The sequence below is a fragment of the Floccifex porci genome (assembly GCF_009696175.1).
In the GTDB taxonomy this organism is placed as follows: domain Bacteria; phylum Bacillota_I; class Bacilli_A; order Erysipelotrichales; family Erysipelotrichaceae; genus Floccifex; species Floccifex porci.
Window position 1 is genome coordinate 62073 of record NZ_VUMM01000002.1, and the last position, 18644, is coordinate 80716.

The 18644-nt window shown below is 33.5% G+C and carries 19 protein-coding genes; 4 read left to right on the forward strand and 15 right to left on the reverse strand.

Going from position 1 to position 18644, the window contains the following annotated elements; translation table 11 throughout:
- Positions 1 to 13 precede the first annotated feature (13 nt).
- The 3 genes from FYJ50_RS01530 to agaB are packed head-to-tail and all read right to left on the reverse strand — an operon-like array spanning position 14 to position 2105.
- Positions 14 to 829: a PTS system mannose/fructose/sorbose family transporter subunit IID gene (locus tag FYJ50_RS01530; protein ID WP_154459284.1), complete on the reverse strand. Its 816-nt coding sequence runs from the start codon at positions 827 to 829 to the stop codon at positions 14 to 16.
- Complete coding sequence (locus FYJ50_RS01535; protein ID WP_154459285.1) at positions 819 to 1610, reverse strand: PTS mannose/fructose/sorbose/N-acetylgalactosamine transporter subunit IIC; 792 nt, start codon at positions 1608 to 1610, stop codon at positions 819 to 821. The genes FYJ50_RS01530 and FYJ50_RS01535 overlap by 11 nt, the downstream gene beginning before the upstream one ends.
- A gap of 27 nt (positions 1611 to 1637) precedes the next feature.
- The gene (gene agaB / locus FYJ50_RS01540) at positions 1638 to 2105 is read right to left on the reverse strand and encodes a PTS galactosamine transporter subunit IIB (protein ID WP_154459286.1); all 468 of its coding nucleotides are present in this window, start codon (positions 2103 to 2105) and stop codon (positions 1638 to 1640) included.
- 156 nt (positions 2106 to 2261) lie between these two features.
- On the opposite strand from agaB, the gene FYJ50_RS01545 reads away from it, so the two are divergent.
- Entirely contained in the window at positions 2262 to 3386 is a 1125-nt protein-coding gene (locus FYJ50_RS01545; protein ID WP_154459287.1) for an SIS domain-containing protein, read from the forward strand.
- Between the two features lie 19 nt (positions 3387 to 3405).
- Here the strand turns inward: FYJ50_RS01545 and FYJ50_RS01550 are convergent, their stop codons facing one another.
- Genes FYJ50_RS01550 through FYJ50_RS01560 form a run of 3 tightly spaced genes read right to left on the reverse strand, consistent with a single transcriptional unit; the run spans position 3406 to position 6685 of the window.
- Complete coding sequence (locus FYJ50_RS01550) at positions 3406 to 4383, reverse strand: YdcF family protein (RefSeq protein WP_154459288.1); 978 nt, start codon at positions 4381 to 4383, stop codon at positions 3406 to 3408.
- 39 nt (positions 4384 to 4422) lie between these two features.
- Entirely contained in the window at positions 4423 to 5400 is a 978-nt protein-coding gene (locus FYJ50_RS01555; protein WP_154459289.1) for a homoserine O-succinyltransferase, read from the reverse strand.
- A 10-nt stretch (positions 5401 to 5410) separates the two neighbouring features.
- Positions 5411 to 6685, reverse strand: coding sequence for an O-acetylhomoserine aminocarboxypropyltransferase/cysteine synthase family protein (locus FYJ50_RS01560; protein ID WP_154459290.1), 1275 nt, complete (start codon positions 6683 to 6685; stop codon positions 5411 to 5413).
- Positions 6686 to 6767: 82 nt separating this feature from the next.
- On the opposite strand from FYJ50_RS01560, the gene FYJ50_RS01565 reads away from it, so the two are divergent.
- Positions 6768 to 9272 (forward strand): translation factor GTPase family protein, encoded by a 2505-nt coding sequence (locus FYJ50_RS01565; RefSeq protein ID WP_154459291.1) that lies wholly within the window; start codon positions 6768 to 6770, stop codon positions 9270 to 9272.
- Here the strand turns inward: FYJ50_RS01565 and FYJ50_RS01570 are convergent.
- Together FYJ50_RS01570 and FYJ50_RS01575 are read right to left on the reverse strand one after the other, a co-directional pair.
- Complete coding sequence (locus FYJ50_RS01570) at positions 9269 to 10180, reverse strand: carbohydrate kinase family protein (RefSeq protein ID WP_205946369.1); 912 nt, start codon at positions 10178 to 10180, stop codon at positions 9269 to 9271. The genes FYJ50_RS01565 and FYJ50_RS01570 overlap by 4 nt on opposite strands.
- Complete coding sequence (locus tag FYJ50_RS01575; protein ID WP_154459293.1) at positions 10161 to 10982, reverse strand: DegV family protein; 822 nt, start codon at positions 10980 to 10982, stop codon at positions 10161 to 10163. The genes FYJ50_RS01570 and FYJ50_RS01575 overlap by 20 nt, the downstream gene beginning before the upstream one ends.
- A 110-nt stretch (positions 10983 to 11092) precedes the next feature.
- Here FYJ50_RS01575 and FYJ50_RS01580 point away from each other — a divergent pair, with 110 nt between their 5' ends.
- Together FYJ50_RS01580 and FYJ50_RS01585 are read left to right on the forward strand one after the other, a co-directional pair.
- A complete protein-coding gene (locus tag FYJ50_RS01580) occupies positions 11093 to 11602 on the forward strand; it encodes a DUF1836 domain-containing protein (protein WP_205946370.1) in 510 nt (169 codons plus the stop codon).
- Between the two features lie 156 nt (positions 11603 to 11758).
- Complete coding sequence (locus tag FYJ50_RS01585) at positions 11759 to 12145, forward strand: hypothetical protein (protein ID WP_154459294.1); 387 nt, start codon at positions 11759 to 11761, stop codon at positions 12143 to 12145.
- On the opposite strand, the gene FYJ50_RS01590 is transcribed toward FYJ50_RS01585, so the two are convergent.
- The 7 genes from FYJ50_RS01590 to FYJ50_RS01620 are packed head-to-tail and all read right to left on the reverse strand — an operon-like array spanning position 12142 to position 18536.
- Positions 12142 to 12597 (reverse strand): threonine/serine exporter family protein, encoded by a 456-nt coding sequence (locus FYJ50_RS01590; protein WP_154459295.1) that lies wholly within the window; start codon positions 12595 to 12597, stop codon positions 12142 to 12144. The genes FYJ50_RS01585 and FYJ50_RS01590 overlap by 4 nt on opposite strands.
- A gap of 1 nt (position 12598) precedes the next feature.
- Complete coding sequence (locus FYJ50_RS01595; protein ID WP_154459296.1) at positions 12599 to 13345, reverse strand: threonine/serine exporter family protein; 747 nt, start codon at positions 13343 to 13345, stop codon at positions 12599 to 12601.
- A gap of 60 nt (positions 13346 to 13405) precedes the next feature.
- Positions 13406 to 13903: a dCTP deaminase/dUTPase family protein gene (locus tag FYJ50_RS01600; protein ID WP_154459297.1), complete on the reverse strand. Its 498-nt coding sequence runs from the start codon at positions 13901 to 13903 to the stop codon at positions 13406 to 13408.
- The gene (locus tag FYJ50_RS01605; RefSeq protein WP_154459298.1) at positions 13900 to 14367 is read right to left on the reverse strand and encodes a DNA-deoxyinosine glycosylase; all 468 of its coding nucleotides are present in this window, start codon (positions 14365 to 14367) and stop codon (positions 13900 to 13902) included. Before FYJ50_RS01605 ends, FYJ50_RS01600 begins: the two co-directional genes overlap by 4 nt.
- Positions 14352 to 15650 (reverse strand): 30S ribosomal protein S12 methylthiotransferase RimO, encoded by a 1299-nt coding sequence (gene rimO / locus FYJ50_RS01610; RefSeq protein WP_154459299.1) that lies wholly within the window; start codon positions 15648 to 15650, stop codon positions 14352 to 14354. The genes FYJ50_RS01605 and rimO overlap by 16 nt, the downstream gene beginning before the upstream one ends.
- Positions 15647 to 16576 carry a 3'-5' exoribonuclease YhaM family protein gene (locus tag FYJ50_RS01615; protein WP_154459300.1) on the reverse strand — a complete coding sequence of 310 codons (930 nt, stop codon included), beginning with the start codon at positions 16574 to 16576 and terminating at the stop codon, positions 15647 to 15649. Before FYJ50_RS01615 ends, rimO begins: the two co-directional genes overlap by 4 nt.
- Entirely contained in the window at positions 16569 to 18536 is a 1968-nt protein-coding gene (locus FYJ50_RS01620) for a glycosyltransferase (RefSeq protein ID WP_154459301.1), read from the reverse strand. The genes FYJ50_RS01615 and FYJ50_RS01620 overlap by 8 nt, the downstream gene beginning before the upstream one ends.
- Between the last annotated feature and the right edge of the window lie 108 nt (positions 18537 to 18644).

An 18644-nucleotide genomic window follows, 5' to 3' on the forward strand; every position in this document is an offset into this window, starting at 1 on the left:
GGTGCTAAATTGTTTACATCCAACCTAAGAATGATAAAATAATACCCGCAATGATAATTGCGATAATCATTACAATTGTATTTGCGTTTTTCTTTTTAAATAAGTAGAAAATAAAGAATACAAATGCCAATGGTAAAATATTTGGAAGCACATTATCAAATATAGATTGTACTGTCGCTCCTTCAATTCCATAAACTAAGTTATCTGAGAAAGCAAAAGATACATAGCTAGGAATCAATCCACCAACAACTGTAACCCCTAAAATTCCTGCCGCATCTGTTAAATATTTGGAATAAGACGAAATAGAAGACACCGCTTTATTTCCTAATACATATCCAATTTCCGCAAACCAGATACGGCTGATGGCAGCAATGAACCAAATTAAGATATATAGAATCGGTCCTAATACCGAACCACTTTGTGCTAAAGAACAGCAAATTGCAGCACTGATTGGAAGTAAAGTAAACCAGAAAATCGCATCTCCTAATCCAGCGAAAGGTCCAAATAAACCATTTCGGATTCCTTCAATCAATTTACGATCTTCTCCAGCTTCTTCCATGGCAATAATAATTCCCATCAGGAAAGTCGCCATATGCATTTCTGTATTCATAAATTCCATATTATACTGCATAAATTCTTTCATATCTTCATCAGAATCTTTGAAGATTTTTTTTGCAGTTGGAATCATGGATTCTGTAAAACCACAAGCCTGCATACGTTCAAAACTAAAAGAACTTTGTTCAATTACTGAATATAAACCCATCTTATGGATGTCTTTTTTAGTGACTTTTCCACGTTCTTTTCCATTTAATAATTTATTAGATGCCATCTTCTTCGCCTCCATCATAAACTACGGCTTTTGCAGCTGTATCATCAATTTTCTTATTATACATAAAATTAATTGCAGCCAGAGCAATTCCCACAATCGCAATTGGAAGAACATTTGGCATATCTAAGAATGTTGCCATAATAAATCCAATGAATAAATATGGAGCATTCTGTTTCTTCAAAGTAACCATCAATAATAAACCTAACCCAATAGCTGGTAATAAGTTTCCAGCCACTTCAAATCCATGAACCAGCCATACAGGGAATGTATTCACAAAAGCCTGAATTGCGGATTGTGCTGCATAAGCACAAAGGAATACCATAACTGCATATCCAATCGCAACAATAAATACACCTGACCAAGTCCATTTTCTAAATGCTTTTGTATCGGCTTTTTCAGCAGCAGCATCACAGCGATGAGCAATGAATGCGAACAATGAGTTACAGACGATACCATACCATTGTGCCAGTAATGCGAATGGTAAAGATAAACCTAACGCGGTTTCTGCCGATTGTCCCGTTGTATACGCAATAACCATTGTCATCATACCTGCCATCAAAGCATCTGGTGGAACCGTTCCACCAACTGTCAACAATCCTAAATACGATAATTCAGCTACCGCACCACATTTAACACCCAGACTAATGTCGCCTAGAGCAATCCCCGCAAAGAATGCAACGACCATTGGACGGAACCAGTAAAAAGCTTCCCAGCATTTATCAACTGCACAAATAAATGCGACTAATGCAAGTAAAATCCCTTGCATAAATGTAATTGTCATATTTTCTTCTCCTTCTAAATTATTTAATTAAATATCAATACGTTTGTTTCCTGGAGCAATTTGAATATATACATCCACTCCTTTTGCTTTCATTGCTTCGAAATCTTCCAGATCCTGATCGTCTACATACACATGGGCTTCTTTGTATGTTACTTTTCCAGGTGCAGAATGCATATTTCCAACATTGACAGCTTTAATTGGCACTCCACCATCAATCAGCTTACGCATTGCCTGTGGATTCTTACAAACCAAGAAAATCAATTGTTTTGGACTTGCCTTTGAAATCACATCAATTGTTTTTTGAACGGTAAAAAAGCGGATTCCTACGCCAGCTGCATCTGCAGTCATAGTCATAACCTGTTTCATTATTGGATCTTGCGCACATTCATCATCTGCAACAACAATCAGATTGGCTCCACTTGCTCCAGTCCATTGGTTTCCTACTTGTCCATGTACCAGGCGATTATCGATTCGAGCTAGTTTAATATTTGGCATACTCTACTCCTTTCTATCTTTTATAATTTAATAATAATACCATTTTTAAAATTTGTAAATTTGTTATTACATTTTTAAAAAAGTAATTAATATCTTGCATTTTTACGCTTTATTTGCCATATTATAAGTGAAATTTGTAAGGAAAAGGAGATATCTATGGGAAATGAACCAACAATGATGACTTATATTTTAGAGTCACCAGATCAATTAAAAAATAATATTTTAAACGCAAAAGAAATCACAAAAGAACTTGTTGATCTATATTGTGAAAAAGACTATCGTACCATCTGGATCATTGCCTGTGGATCTAGTTCAAATGGATCCAATTGTGCAAAACCATTTATGATGAAATATTTGAACTGTGATGTAAAAATTGTAAATCCATCCACTTTCTTATATTCTGAAAATAAAATTAAAGAAGATGATTTTGTATTTGTAGTATCTCAATCCGGATGTTCTACCAATTCCATTGATGCTTTAAGAAAATTAAAAGAAATGAACATTCGATCCATCGGATTAACAGGAAATGCAAATTCCGATTTCAAAAAAGAAGCGGATGTAACAATTGACTGGTGTGTAGGAGAAGAAAAAGTAGGCTATGTCACAAAAGGTGTAACAACTCTTTGTTTATTCTTTATTTTGTTCTCTTTAGAAGCTGGATTGAGAAAAGGAATCCTTTCAAAAGATGCTTATGATGCCGTTTTTGAAGAATTAAAAGAAGCTCCTGAAAGAAATCGTATTGTACAGGAAGAAACAATGGCATTCTATCAGACAAATAAAAAAGTATTAACATCTATGAACGTAGCTTATTCTGTTGGATTTGCACAAGGGTATGGAATTGCCTGTGAATCGGCTTTAAAAATGGGAGAAACGATTAAGGTTCCTAGTTTTTCTTATGAAGCAGAAGAATACATTCATGGTCCAAACTTACAGCTGACACCAGATTATACGGTATTCATTTATGATGATATGGAAGCGGGAAGTAAAAGAATCGGACAGATTTATCAGGCAACACAATCGGTAACAGATAAAACTTTTATGGTCACAAACAATCCAATTGTACCAGAAGATCATGTGATTCGTTTACCATTTGATATAAAAGAACCAGCTTTACTTCCACTTTATGTACTGCCATTTGTACAGACCATTTCGTATCTGGCAAGTGATGATTTAAATTCATGGGACAATCATCCATTGTTTGCTCAGTTCAAGCATTTTGCTTCTACAAAAACCGATACAATCAAAGACATTATGCCAGATTGTTATACAGAAAAAGAATAAGAGCCAAACGGCTCTTTTTTTATATAATTCCAATAAATATCACAATAAGAAGAAGGACAAATCCATGGATTTTCCATCTTATGGATAAATATCCTATAAATTCACGAATCAGTGCATTCAATGTAAAATACCACTTTGTTTGTGATCCATATCCAACACAGCGAATTCCCTGTTTTTTTGCCAGGATCAAAGCTCTGAAAACATGATAGGAAGTGGTAACGATTGCCACTCTTTTAACAGGTTCTTCCATTTTCATTCTGGAATACATCAGATTTTCATATGTGTCTTTTGACTGATTTTCAATAAGAATGCGACTGGGATCCACACCCTTTTTAAGCGCATATTCTGCCATTGCTTCGGCTTCGGCCATGTCTTCTCCCTGTCCCTGACCACCTGAAAATATAAGAATGGAATCTGGATTTTTACGATACAGTTCAATTCCTTTTTCGATACGAGAAGCTAATAAAGGAGGAACTTTATCTTTGAATATGGCACATCCTAATACAACAATATACTGAAAATTATGATTTTTTCGAATATGCATCAGATTTAATATGGCCGATACAACATAAATGGACATAATAAATAATAAATAAAATGCCGATATTTCAATCATGGCATATCCTTTAAAAAGAAGAGGGTCTTCTTTAATAGAACCATTGAACCAGGCTGAAACCAGTAAAAGAATCGCAAATACAAAGAATAAAGATAATAAATTCGAATAATGAAATCCTTCTTTTTTCAATATATTGATTCCTTCAATAAAATAAAAAATCAACAGGATAAAAGGAATCAGAAAGAACAAGAACAATCCAATCAATCCAATGTATATCAAAATCCTTGAAATTATAGAATCTGGAAACTGGCTGATGTATACCATCAAAATAAATAAGGTATAAAATCCTAAAGATCCTAATGCCATTAAAAATGTAAAACCACTCCAAAGTGTTCTACGATCGATGATCATAATCAAAAGAAATAAACTTAACATTATCATAGAACTATCATACCATAAAAAAATAAACGAAAAATTCGTTTATTTTATAAAAGCTTTTGAATATCCATGTTCATCTTTTTTACTTGTACCAATTGGATCCACATTCTGTATGTTTTCAATGACATATGGTGTTAACTGATAAACATAATTTAACCAGTTACGATACAGTAAATTGGCATGGCTTCTCCATTTTAATATAGGTTTCTGTTCAGGATCGTCATTCAAAAAATAATTTTCAGGAATATGAATGGGTTTTCCTTCATTTAAGTCTCTAAAATATTCCTGTGATAAAGTTTCCACTCCGTATTCAAAATGACCCGTCACAAAAATTTGACGATAATCTTTTGTGACTATGATGTTGCTGCCTGTTTTTTCTCCTTTTGACAATACAACCAGTCTTTTATCTTTTAGTAGAGCTTCTTCATCAATTTTTGTGTGACGAGAATGAGGAGTAAAGTGATATTCATCAAATCCATTGGTTAAAAAATCATATTCATCTTCTAAATGATGTGTAAAAATTCCAAACATCTTTTCTGACAACATTTGTTTTTTAATTCCATAATGATAATATAGACCCGCCTGTGCTCCCCAGCAAATATGCATTACACTGTATACATGAGTTTTGGACCATTCCATGATCTCACATAACTCTTTCCAGTAATCCACCTCTTCAAATTCAAGATGTTCGACAGGAGCTCCTGTAACGATCATACAATCGTAATAATTATTTAAAAAAGTATGATAATCTTTATAAAATTTTACCAGATGTTCTTCACTTGTATTCTTTGATTTATGCGAATCAATTTTCATTAAATCAATCGATACCTGTAAAGGAGATTTACTGATCAGTCTTAAGATTTGTGTTTCTGTTTCTATTTTTTTTGGCATTAAATTTAATATTACCATTTGAATAGGACGGACTCTCTGTTTACGAGCACTGTCATCTTCAATCGCAAAGATTTTTTCGTTTTCCAGTATTGTTTTGGCAGGCAATCCATTCTGTATATTAATTGGCATAAAATCCTCACTAAATATTATCGAATGCTTGCTGAAGATCAAATAAAATATCCTCTATATCTTCAATTCCAACCGATAAACGAATTAAATCTGGTTCCACTCCGCCCGCAATCAGCTCTTCATCGTTCATTTGTCGGTGCGTAGAAGAAGCTGGATGCAGTACACAAGTATGAGCATCGGCAACATGAGTGGCAATCATCGCAATCTTCAGATTGGACATAAAGGCTTCTGCCTTTTGTCTTCCGCCTTTGATTCCAAAGGATACGACCCCACATGTCCCATCTGGCATATATTTTTTAGCTCTGTCATAGTATTTATTGGAAGGAAGAGATGGATAATTTACCCAGGCTACTTTATCATTTGACTCTAAATATTGAGCCACTTTCAATGCGTTTTCACAATGTCTAGGCATACGAACATGTAAAGATTCCAAACCTAAATTCAATAGATACGCATTCATAGGAGCCTGAATGGACCCAAAATCTCTCATTAGCTGAGCCGTACATTTTGTGATAAACGCTCCTTCTTTTCCAAATTTTTCAGCATAAGTGATACCATGATACGAATCATCCGGTGTTGTCAGTCCTGGAAACTTATCCGCATATTTCATCCAGTCAAATTTTCCTGCATCTACAATACATCCACCAACCGTAGCATCGTGTCCATCCATATATTTTGTGGTTGAATGTGTCACAATATCACATCCCCATTCAATTGGACGACAATTGATTGGAGTAGCAAATGTATTATCTACAATTAAAGGAACCCCATGCTCATGTGCTTTATTGGCCCATGCTTCAATATCAAATACAATCAGAGCTGGATTGGCAATTGTTTCTCCAAATACACATTTTGTGTTTGGTTTAAAAGCCGCTTCCAGTTCTTCCATGGAACAATCTGGTGAAAGGAAAGTAAAATCAATTCCCATTTTACGCATTGTCACATTAAATAAATTATATGTCCCTCCATAAATTGTGGATGAACAGATCACATGATCTCCATTGTTGGCGATATTAAAAATTGAATAAAAGTTGGCAGCCTGTCCACTGCTTGTCAGCATAGCTGCACTTCCTTTTTCTAAAGCACATATTTTATTGGCTACATAATCATTTGTCGGATTCTGAAGACGTGTATAAAAATACCCTTCTGCTTCCAGATCAAATAATTTTCCCATATCTTCACTTGTATCGTATTTAAACGTTGTACTTTGTACAATTGGAATCATTCTTGATTCTCCATTTTTAGGTGTATATCCAGCCTGAATACATTTTGTAGCTTGTTTCATTTCACCATCTCCGTTCTATGTTTTCTATTTTATCAAAAACTTCTTTCTTTTTAAAACCTATTTTTTATGCTAATGTATTTCTATGAATAAAAAAATATGTGTCGGAATTTTAGCCCATGTTGATGCTGGAAAAACCACTTTAATTGAAAGTATGTTATACACATCCGGTCAGATCCGTAAATTAGGAAGAGTTGATCATAAAGATGCTTTTTTAGATTATGATAAACAGGAAAGAGATCGAGGAATTACTATTTATTCAAAAGAAGCTTTCTTTTCATGGAAAAATACGGATATTTTTGTTCTGGATACACCTGGTCATATCGATTTTTCAAGTGAAATGGAACGAACTTTACAGGTTCTGGATTTAGCTATTGTCCTGATCAATGGTCAGGATGGCATACAAAGTCATAGTGAAACCATATGGAAATGTCTGGCTCATTATCAGGTTCCCACTCTTATATTTATTAATAAGATGGATATTTCTTATCATTCAAAAGAAGAATTAATGAAAGATATACATGAGAAATTTTCCGAGAACTGTATTGATTTTACTCAGAATGATCTTTATGAATCTTTAGCTATGATCAATGATTCTTTATTAAATGAATATATGAACTCTCAATCTATATCCTTATCTTCCATTCAGAATATCGTCTTTAAAAGAGAATGTTTCCCTTGTTTTTTTGGAAGTGCCTTAAAACTGGAAGGAATTGAAAATTTACTGGATGCGATGGGAGATTATACACTTGAAAAAGAGTATGGGAATGAATTTGGCGCAAAAATCTATAAAATCACAATGGATGAACAAGGAAATCCATTAACTCATATTAAAATCACAAGTGGAACTTTAAAAGCCAAACAGAAACTGAATGAAGACAATAAAGTGGATCAGATTCGTCTATATAATGGTAAAAACTATACCCTGGTCAATGAAGCCAGTGCCGGAATGATCTGTACCCTTAAAGGTTTAGAAAACTATGAAGTCGGTCAAGGTTTAGGAATAGAAACCGACAGTGAAAAGCCATTGTTGAATGCGTGTTTGAATTATCATCTTTTATTACCCGATGGATTTGATCCCATTCAGATGAAAAAGGTATGCGATCAGCTGGAAAGTCAGGATCCTTCTTTACATATAGAATACGATACTGCTTTAAAAAAGATTTCTATACAGCTTATGGGTGACATTCAAATGGAAGTACTCCAGAAAAAGATCGAACAGGAAACCGGAATTCAGGTTGGTTTTTCAACCGGCAATGTCATCTTTAAAGAAACCATTGCCGATACCGTTACCGGAGTTGGTCATTTCGAACCTTTGCGTCATTATGCAGAAGTTCATTTAAAATTAGAGCCTTTAAAAAGAAACAGTGGACTTCAATTTGAAAGTGATGTTTCTATGGATGATCTGTCTTTAAACTGGCAAAGGCTGATATTGACCCATCTGCAGGAAAAGAAACATAAAGGTGTATTAACAGGTTCTCCAATCACCGATATGAAAATCACTTTGATTGCTGGTAAAAGTCATTTGAAACATACCGAAGGTGGAGATTTCAGACAGGCTACCTATCGTGCCGTTCGTCAAGGTTTAAAGAAAGCCCAGTCTATATTATTAGAACCTTATTATTCCTTTACTTTACAATTGGATGCTCATACACTTTCAAAAGCTTTATACGATTTAGAAACAAGACAGGCAAAAGTATCCATAGAAGATAATGGAGATGGAAAAGTGATTCTTCATGGAAGAGGTCCTGTACGTTATCTGATGAATTATCATAAAGATGTAATTGCTCTAACAAGGGGAAAAGGAGTCTATTCTTGTCAGTTGGATGGATACGATGAATGTAAAGATGCCAATTCCATTATTGAATCCATTGGATATGATAGTGAACAGGATTTTAAAAATCCAACCGGTTCTGTATTCTGTACGCATGGTTCTGGATTCTATGTACCTTATGACGAAGTTGAAAATTATATGCATATTAAACCAAAAGTTGAAAATACAAGTTCTTATTCTTCTTCTAAATACAATATAAAGGAAGAAGAAGTCCAACGAGTTTTTAATATGATTTCAGGTCAGAATCAAAACAAAAAGAAACAGTACCAGAAAAAGAAAAAGAAAGAAGATTTTTCTTATCAAAGAGTGGAAATTGAAAAGAAACTGCCTGAATGTTTAATTGTTGATGGATACAATCAGATATATGGATGGGATTCTTTAAAATCCTATGCTTCTAAAGATATAGCTTATGCCCGTGATGAACTGATTCAGCTGCTTGTAAATTATCAGGGATATAAGAATATTAAACTGATTCTGGTATTTGATGCCTATCGTGTTAAAGATGGTTCCTGTCGTAATTCAAAATATGGTGATACACAGGTTATCTATACAAATTATGGACAGACTGCAGACAGTTATATTGAAAAACTGGTTCATGATCTAAAAGGAAAATACAGTTTAACGGTTGCCTCTTCCGATGCTCTGATTCAGAATTCGATAATGGCAAGTGGAGCGAAACGAATGAGTGCAAGAGAACTGGAAATGAGAGTTAGAAATGTGAACAAAGAAGCATTTAAAGCATTAAAGGAGGGCTAGTTCCCTCCTTTGATCCATGTTGTCGCTCCAATTTTCTGAACATTCAGACTTCCAAATTCATTTCCCATTTCACAACATTCATAAAACGATTTTTCTTCACTTAATGCTTTCACAAATCCTGAAACAAAACTATCGCCTGCTCCAGTTGTATCCACACATACTACATCATTTGCCTTTACCCAGAATTTCTGTTTCCCATCACAGGCATAACATCCTTTTTCAGAACACTTTATGACTACATGTTTAACGCCTGCCTGTATCAGTTTTTCAGCAGCCTGTTCTACAGTATCACTTTGTGTAAATAAGCAGGCTTCCTGTTCATTGGGAAGCAGATAATCAATAAGAGGTAAAGATTTCTGTAAATCCTGAATGGTTTCTTGATTTTTACATTTTGTCATATCCGCAACCACTTTCATATGCTTTGATTTCGCATACGAAAACAAAGTAAATAAAGAATCATCTTTCATTTCTGGATAAACAAATATAGAAGCAAAACATAAAATATCGCCATCAAATGTCAAAGGAATATCTCCTATTTCTAATTTCCTTAAACTTCCCTTCTGATTCACCAGAAAATGACGAGATCCATCCTTTTTGATCAGCACCACATTAATAGCTGTATCATAATCTCGAAAACACGAATTATAAATATCAATTCCCATCTTCTGACAATGCGACAGAATATAACGTCCTGCATCATCGTCTTTCAGTGTTGTGATCCATTCCACTTCTTTTCCAAAAGAAGAAAGAATGGTCGCTTCATTCAGCGCATCTCCTCCAACAGACATGGAAATGTTTTCGCATGGATAACTTCCCGTTTCAAAAACCGTTTCATCACAAGGATGAACCAGTATATCCACCACACCATTTCCAACAATCACAATTTTTTTACAAGTCTTCGAATCCAACAATTAAACCACCCAATTCTGCATAGAAACTGCATAAACCTTTGCACGTTCCTATTACAATTTTAGCTTCTGGGAACTCATTAAGTAAAGTTTCTTTTAACTGGTTGGCACATTCTTCATTATAAACATGATCGATTCGAATCTTATTTCCTTTATATCCCATTTCTTTAATCAGCAAAACTAAATTTTTAATTGTCTTATTTCTTCCTCTTGCCTTCGAAACCATTTCAATGGTTCCTGTATCACTGGCTTTTCCAATCAGACGAATTCCAATCAATCCCGCTCCTTTTGCGACCAGCGGTGAAACACGCCCATTGTTTGCCAGATTGGTCATAGACTCTAAAGCAAACAGTAAATGAATGTGTTTTTGATATTCATGAACCTGTTCTACAATTTCTTCAAAAGACAGATCCTGTCTGATTCCATCTATGATTTTTTCCACGATCAGCAACATTCCTGCTCCCGTACTTAAAGAATCAAACACTTCAATTTTTTTATCTGGAAATTCCTCTTTTGCCATACAGGCCGCATTATAGCTTCCCGATAAATTCGAACTGATGGTAATGGCAAATACACAGTCCGCTCCTTCAAAGGCTTCCATCCATTCTCCAGCACTTGGACAGGAAGTTGAACTTTTTGTAGTAATAGATTTTAGATCTTCTACCATTTCTCTTACATTTAAATCCGGATTGTCAACATACTCTTTATCCACTGTACGAATCCGTAAAGGTACAGTAGAATAGGGAATATTTTCTAAGAAATATTCATTACTTGATGAATCGGTAACAATTTTATAGTTCATTTTAACACCCTCTATTTAAATACTATGCGTTTTTATATACTCTGTCAAGAGTTTTTCAATAACCTATAAAAATATAATAATTTGTGCTATAATCTTTTCAGGTGATGCATATGAATCAAAAAATCCAGGAAGAAATATTAAATTTTCATTTTCCATCTTATACAGAAATTCCCAATGTTGGACTGTATCTGGAACAAACACAGGATTATATCAATGAAATTTTATATCCTTTAACGCATGAAAAAATCACAAAATCTATGATCAGTAATTATGTAAAAAAAGGATTAATTTCCAATCCTGTCAAAAAGAAATATTCTAGAGATCAGATTGCGGTTTTAATTTATTTAACCTTAGCTAAAACCGTTATCTCTTTAGAAGATATACAGCTGCTGATCGAATTAAAAAATCGTTCTTATGATAATAAAACCGCTTTTGATTATTTTAAAAAAGAATTTGAAAATACTTTATATTATATATTTGGCATAAAAGATCATCTGGATAGTGTAGGAAAAGATGATACTTTCCCAAAAGCTTTATTACGAAATACTATTATGACCTTTGCACATAAAATCTATCTGGAAAAAAGCTTTGAAATGCTTCATGAACAAATAAATGAATGATACGATTCAACTATGAAATTTGATTTGCATTTTTAATAATTTAGTATCTTTTTTAATAGTATACTTTTTATTCCTTTTATTATACCGATTGTTCCATTAATATTGATACAATGATTATCTTATCTTAAGCTAAATGTAGAAGAAAGGAGAATTTGTATGAATCATGTCATTCAATACGATTCCGTACTTTTTGATACTGAAAATAAGACCATGGAAATCTTAGATGGAACCAAAGGCATTTATCCATATACAGAAATTGTAGAATGTAAAAGAGTAAATGAACTGGCAAAATATAAAGGAAAAGAAGAACCTTTTACACATATTTATTATGGTGGTAGAGTTCAAGGTCGATGTTTTGGAGAAAAGGGGTTTTATGTTGGATTAAAGATTACTTTAAAAGATGGCAGTTTTCTGGCAATCTATATATCAAAAAACAAAGTATATGCAGGAAATGATTTTCAGAAAAGAGATTATAAAGAAGCGGAGCAGATTAAAAATCTGATTGATAGAATCATTGATAAATACAACAAAAGAGAATCTTAACAGATGGATTCTCTTTTTACTTTACATCTTGAATAAATTTTAAATACTGTAGAAACAAGTAAAATACCAACGGCTAATGAACCTGCCACTCCAATCATATAACATCCTCTTTCCAGTGCTTTTAATAATATACCTTTTAATGCATAAGTCATCATACGATATAAAGCGGCTCCAGGAACCAGTGGAATCAAGGAACAAACAATATAAGTTGTGACTGGATTTTTATATTTACGTGCCAGTACTTCCGCACAGAAAGATAAACAGAGAGCGGCTATAAAATTGGAGACATAATCGTTTATATTCAAATATAAACAGAATTTATATACCAGTCCCCCTATAGCTCCTGTAACAGAAGCCCATAATAAATTTTTACCTTTAATATTGAATAAGATTCCAAATCCAAGTGTTGCGAAAAAACTGGAAAGGAAAGCTTTTAAAATCATTACTAACATATTACACCACACTAAATACAACCATTACACCTAAAGCAATGGCACAGGCACAGACTAAAGTTTCCATTACACGAGAAACACCGGATAAATAATCTCCTGCAATGGTATCACGAATGGCATTGGTAAATGCCAGTCCGGGGATGAGAAGCATGATTCCAGATATCACAACAACATTGACATCAATAACTAGAAAAACTTTTTTAGAAAAAATAGACAGAATGGCCAGCAGCATCGATGCGATTACATTATTGATAAAATCATTCATTTTCATCATACTTAATAAAGATACCAGTAAACGAATCAGAATTCCGATCGCAAAAGAAATCACAATTTCCAGCATTCCACCATCAAAGAATAACGCAAAACCAGCGGCTCCAATACCACCAAATAAAGTGGTCATCCACACCGAATATTTTGGTTCTTTTTCTATTTTATTCAATTGCTGTTCTACTTCTTCTAAAGAATAATCCTGAATCTGAATATTACGTGATAAAGCATTGATCCTTGCGACACAATGAAGATTGACATTTCGATTTTTAATTCTTGAAATCTTAGAAAAAACTTGTCCATTGTAGCCAATGGACAACATAATTCCTGTAGACGTTACATAACTATCCACTTCATCTGTACAGGCTAAACCTGTACAAATACGAATCATCGTTTCTTCTACACGATAGACTTCGGCTCCACTTTCCAGAAGCATTCGTCCTGCACGTATTCCAACATCTAATAATTTTTCTATTTCCATGCGTTTAGTATACAATCCATGAACAAAATTATCAATAGAATCTAAAAAGGGAAAGCATTTCTACTTTCCCGAACTTCCCAATCTTCCATCGTTTCGTAAAGAAGCAATTTTTTTCAATTCATCATAAGATAAAGTTTCACTTTCTAATTGTGGCATCTTTAATAATACACCCTGACAAACGGCTTTTTCATAAGGATATAAAATATATTTTTCTTTTTGATCTTCATCCCATGTTTCTAATACTTCTTTTTTCACAATACATAAAGGCTTATCATTCACATTTGTGACAGGAGCCATATATTCTCCACGATATCCTGAATCAATCACACCTGCTCTTTGTGCCATTCCTTTTGTTCCAGTGGATCCTCTTTCTTTCAACAACATGACATAATCACTATCAAACGCACTGGCCACTCCTAAAGGCACCAGTTTTGTATGTAATGGTAAAATTTCCAGATACTCTTCTTCAAAACAAGGATATAAATCGTATCCTGCATCTTCTTCTCTTTTTGTTGGAATGATGGCATTTTCTTTTACTTTTGCCCAATATAATTTCATAAAAGTACTCCTTTATATTCAATAATCAAATCTTCCAGTGTCTTTCTGGCATTGGCACTGGATGTCGATGAACAACATATTCCTTCCCTTTGAAAGTACTTTTTTAAAAGTGTATAACTCGTTTTTCCATTACAGATTATTTTTTGAATCGATGGATTTTCTTCTAATAAAAGTTCAATATCATTGGGAATGGTTTCTTTGATTGCACTATCCATACTTCCTTTTCGAATGCAGGAATGACAAATATCCCATAACGCAATCTGATTTTCTTTTAATAATTTTAGCTTTTCTTCTCTGGTTGTAACAGGCATATTGTATATTTTTGACAACATAGGCCAGAATCGATTGGAAGGATTGGCATAATACATATTTTCTTCCAGACTTTTAATACTGGGCATGGACCCCAGTATCAGTATTTTATCATTACCATGAACAATGGCATCAAATCCTATAATTCTTGACATATTCCATATAAATCATAGGCATTTGCCTTTTGAATTTTTACTTTCACAAAAGTACCCAATTCGATTGGAACTGTGGATGTGAAAATAACCTGTCCATCTACTTCATCTGGAGCATCAGCTATCGAACGCCCTCGATACGTTTCTTTTAGACCTTCTTTTTCTTCCACTAATACCTCAAAAACCTGACCAATTTTTTCCTGATTCTTTTCATATGAAATCTGATTTTGAAGTTTCATTAATGTTTCTAAACGATTTTGTGCGATTTGTGCATCGACTTCTGGTTTCATATCAAAAGCTCTGGTATCTTCTTCTTTGGAATAAGTAAAAGCTCCCATACGATCCCATTTCACATTCTGTACAAATTCCATTAATTCGTCAAAATCTTCATCTGTTTCAGAAGGAAATCCAACAATCATTGTCGTTCTTAATACTGGATGATCAAATAGAGTCTTTATGTGCTCAATGATTTCATAGGCATGTTCTTTGGTTCCTCTACGATTCATTGCCTTTAATAAACGATTGTTGGCATGCTGCATAGGAATATCAAAATAAGGAACCACTTTTTTACTTTCTTTCATTGCCAGAAGTACATCTTCCACAATTTCATCTGGATACATATATAATATACGAATCCAGTGAATTCCATCTATTTTATCGATTTCACGAACCAGATCTCCCAGCTTAAATTCTCCATAAAGATCCAAACCATATTTTGTGGTATCCTGTGCTATTAAAGTCAGTTCTTTTACCCCGTATGAAGCCAGCTGCTTGGCTTCTTCTACTAAATCTTCAATAGGACGACTGACCTGTTCCCCTCGAATCAAAGGAATCGCACAATAAGTACAATGATTGGAACATCCATCACTGATTTTTAAATAAGCACGCCAGGGCTGTGTGGATAATACGCGTTCAAATTTAGATTCTGTAAACGTGCATCCCAACGCTTTTTCTAAAACAGATGCAAACTCATCGTAATCCTTAATAGGTATAATGGCATCAATTTCCGGAATTTCTTCTTCTAATTCTTTTTGATATCTTTGAGCTAAACACCCACATACAATCAGTTTTTCCAGATTTTTTTCTTTATATTGAGCCATTTCAAAAATAGTCTGAATGGATTCCTCTTTTGCACTGGTAATAAATCCACATGTATTAATAATAATGGCTTGTGCCTGTCTTGGATCCGATACAATTTCATGATGATTTTTTTTGATCATACCCATGATCTGTTCAGAATCCACCAGGTTTTTACAACATCCTAGTGATACAAATCCTATTTTCATTTCTTATCCTTTCTATGATAAACCATTCGATTTTCAAGCGCAAAAAGACGGGGACCAAATTCCCCTGGTTTTGTCACATCTATACTTTGTTTCATCATAAATAATCGAGAATCCAGATTATCCACTGTAGCTAAAACCTCTGCTTCTGGAATCATCGGAACAACAGGCGAGCCAAATTCCATTTTCCCATGATGAGATAAAATCATATGTTTCAACAATAATACACTTTCTTTATCCTGTATTTCCAATTCATAGCTTATACGATCTAAATATGAAGAAAATATACTAATATGACCAATTAAATTTCCTTTTGCGGTATATTCAGGCAATACCGGAGAAGAAAATTCTTCAATTTTTCCAATATCATGCAGTAAACAGGCACAAATCAATAAATCGGTATCTAAATATGGATACAATTCACAGATTTTCAAAGACAAACGCATCATAGATAAAGAATGATATGCTAATCCTCCAATATAATTGTGATGGTTTTTCTTTGCGGCTGAATAAGAATAATAATCTTCTCCAACATTTTCCAGAATCGTTTGTGTTAATATTTGCAGATCGGTATCTTCTACCTGATTTAAAATAGAATTTATTTCTTCTTTCATATCCTTTACACTCATAGGTGCTTGACGTACATAATCGGTTATTTTTTCATCTTCCAATACTTTTAAAGTTCTTACTTTCAATTGAATCGCATTTTTATGAATAATAATGTCTCCAGTAGCCTGTACAATCATACCCACTGTATAACTATCCACCTGTTCTTCTGTCAGATTCCAGAATTTTGCATCCAGTACACCCGATGAATCTTCCAAAGTCAAAGACAGATAAGGTGTTCCTTTTACTGTTTTGGCTTTATCACATCGCGTAATTAAACAGGGAATACAAATTTTTCCCTCTTCTTGTATATCTTTAATCATCTTCTATCTCCTTTAATTTATTATCGATCAGATCCACTGAAAATCCTTTTCTAATACAATACATACGTATTTTATTATATTTTGTATCTTCTTCAAAATTAGAATACAGTCTTTTGGCTTTACGAATGGATTTTTCCAATGCCTCTTCATCAAAATCTTCTTTAAATTCAAGCTGATCCAAAGCATATTGTGCATCATCAAAGGAAAAACCTGCATTTAAACATTTCTGTATGATTCTTTGTGAAAACATTTTTCTTGATTGAGAATTTGAAGAAGTTTTAATATGTTTCACAAACCAAATCACATTTTCTCTTTCTTTTTCCTTATCTAATTTTGATAACGCTTCCTGAATAAAATCTTCATTGATATGAAGTGATCTTAATTTACGACTGATTTCATTGATACTTTTACCAGAATGCTGCCAGTACTGGGCTTTATCAATCGCATATATGCGATCATTAATTAATAATTTCTGTTCCAGTATATGAACAACAACATCAATATCTTCATTTGGCAGATCTAAATATCGATGGCAGTATTTCTGAATTTCAAAACTGCAGCAATCTTTTTGTAGACAATGTTGTTTAACTTTTGAATAAGCTTTATACACCGATTGAAGCTCATCGTAATTATCAAATAATTCTGTATGGATTACAGAATTTATTTCAAGCTGCAGATCCACAACATCTTCTAAAGGAATCAGCAATTTACGAAGTTCTTTATTCCCATCACTTGAAAAAGTAACCAGTAAAAAATCATTGGCATCTTCCATTTTTTCAACTGTATATTTCTTTTCATACTGTTTTATCGCAAACTGGTATACATCCAAAACATCTCGAGCAAAAATATCCGTATCATAAGGTATCGTTTTTTCTATACACTTATTAGAAACAGATATTCTTTCTTCTTTATCCTGTGCAAAAAATTCATCCAGTTTTTTTGCCAGTTCAATTTCATCATCAAAATAATAACCTGTAATTCCTTCATCAATTAATTCATCCAATACCTCATCTCTTCTTCCAAACACACACAAACCACTGGCCAATGCTTCAATATAAGTCATTCCCTGTGTTTCAGAAACCGATGCAGATACAAAACAGTCAAATGCAGAATAATAGTAAGGTACCATAGGTTTATCAATCATACCAGTGAAATGAACACGGGATTCCAAGTCTAGATTGTGAACCAGATTCTGATAATATTCTAAATCGGTTCCCTTACCAACAATTACTAAATGTAAATTTTCATCTTTTGAATATTTTAAAGCTTTTATTGGGATATCAATTGCCTTTTCTTTAGCAATTCTTCCCACAAAAGTTACAACATGATCTTCTTCCGTTAAATTTAAAGATGGTCGAATGGATGATAAAATGTCTTGATCCAGTGATCTACGATCAAAGTGACTTAAATCCAACCCTGTAGGAATTACAAAAATAGGAGAATGTGCCCCATAATCTATTAATTTCTTTTTCGTTTTCATACTGGGAGCAATCACTGCCAAAGAATGATTGACCCAGTATTTTGAAAATTTACGAATAATCAGTTTTTCTCCTTCATCAATTAGATTCAGATCAAGTGGATTTAAATAATGTGTATAATCTTCATACATTGTATGGTAAGTATATACAAGTGGAATATGAAAGGATTTAGACATAATACGAGCAAACATACCTATTCCTGCTTCCGTCTGAACATGTATAATATCTAAATTCATATCGCGTATATAATCGGATCCTTTAAATTGAATCGGGCTGGATAATTTATAGCCATAAAATTTTTTTAATTCCAAACCAGGTAAACGTAAAATATTTTCCTTAAAATCTATATCTGAACCTTTATGATTTGAAATCACAAAAACAGTATGACCTCGTTTTTCTAACGCTTCTTTTAAAGTAGCCACACTTGAAACAACACCATTTATATCTGGATAATAAGCATCTGTAAACAATCCAACACGCATATTTTATACTCCTCTTTAAGTATTATTAATATATCAAAAAAATCTTAATATTCAATAAATTAAAAATGAATTCTTTATAAAAGAACAAAACCGGCATATGCCGGCCTG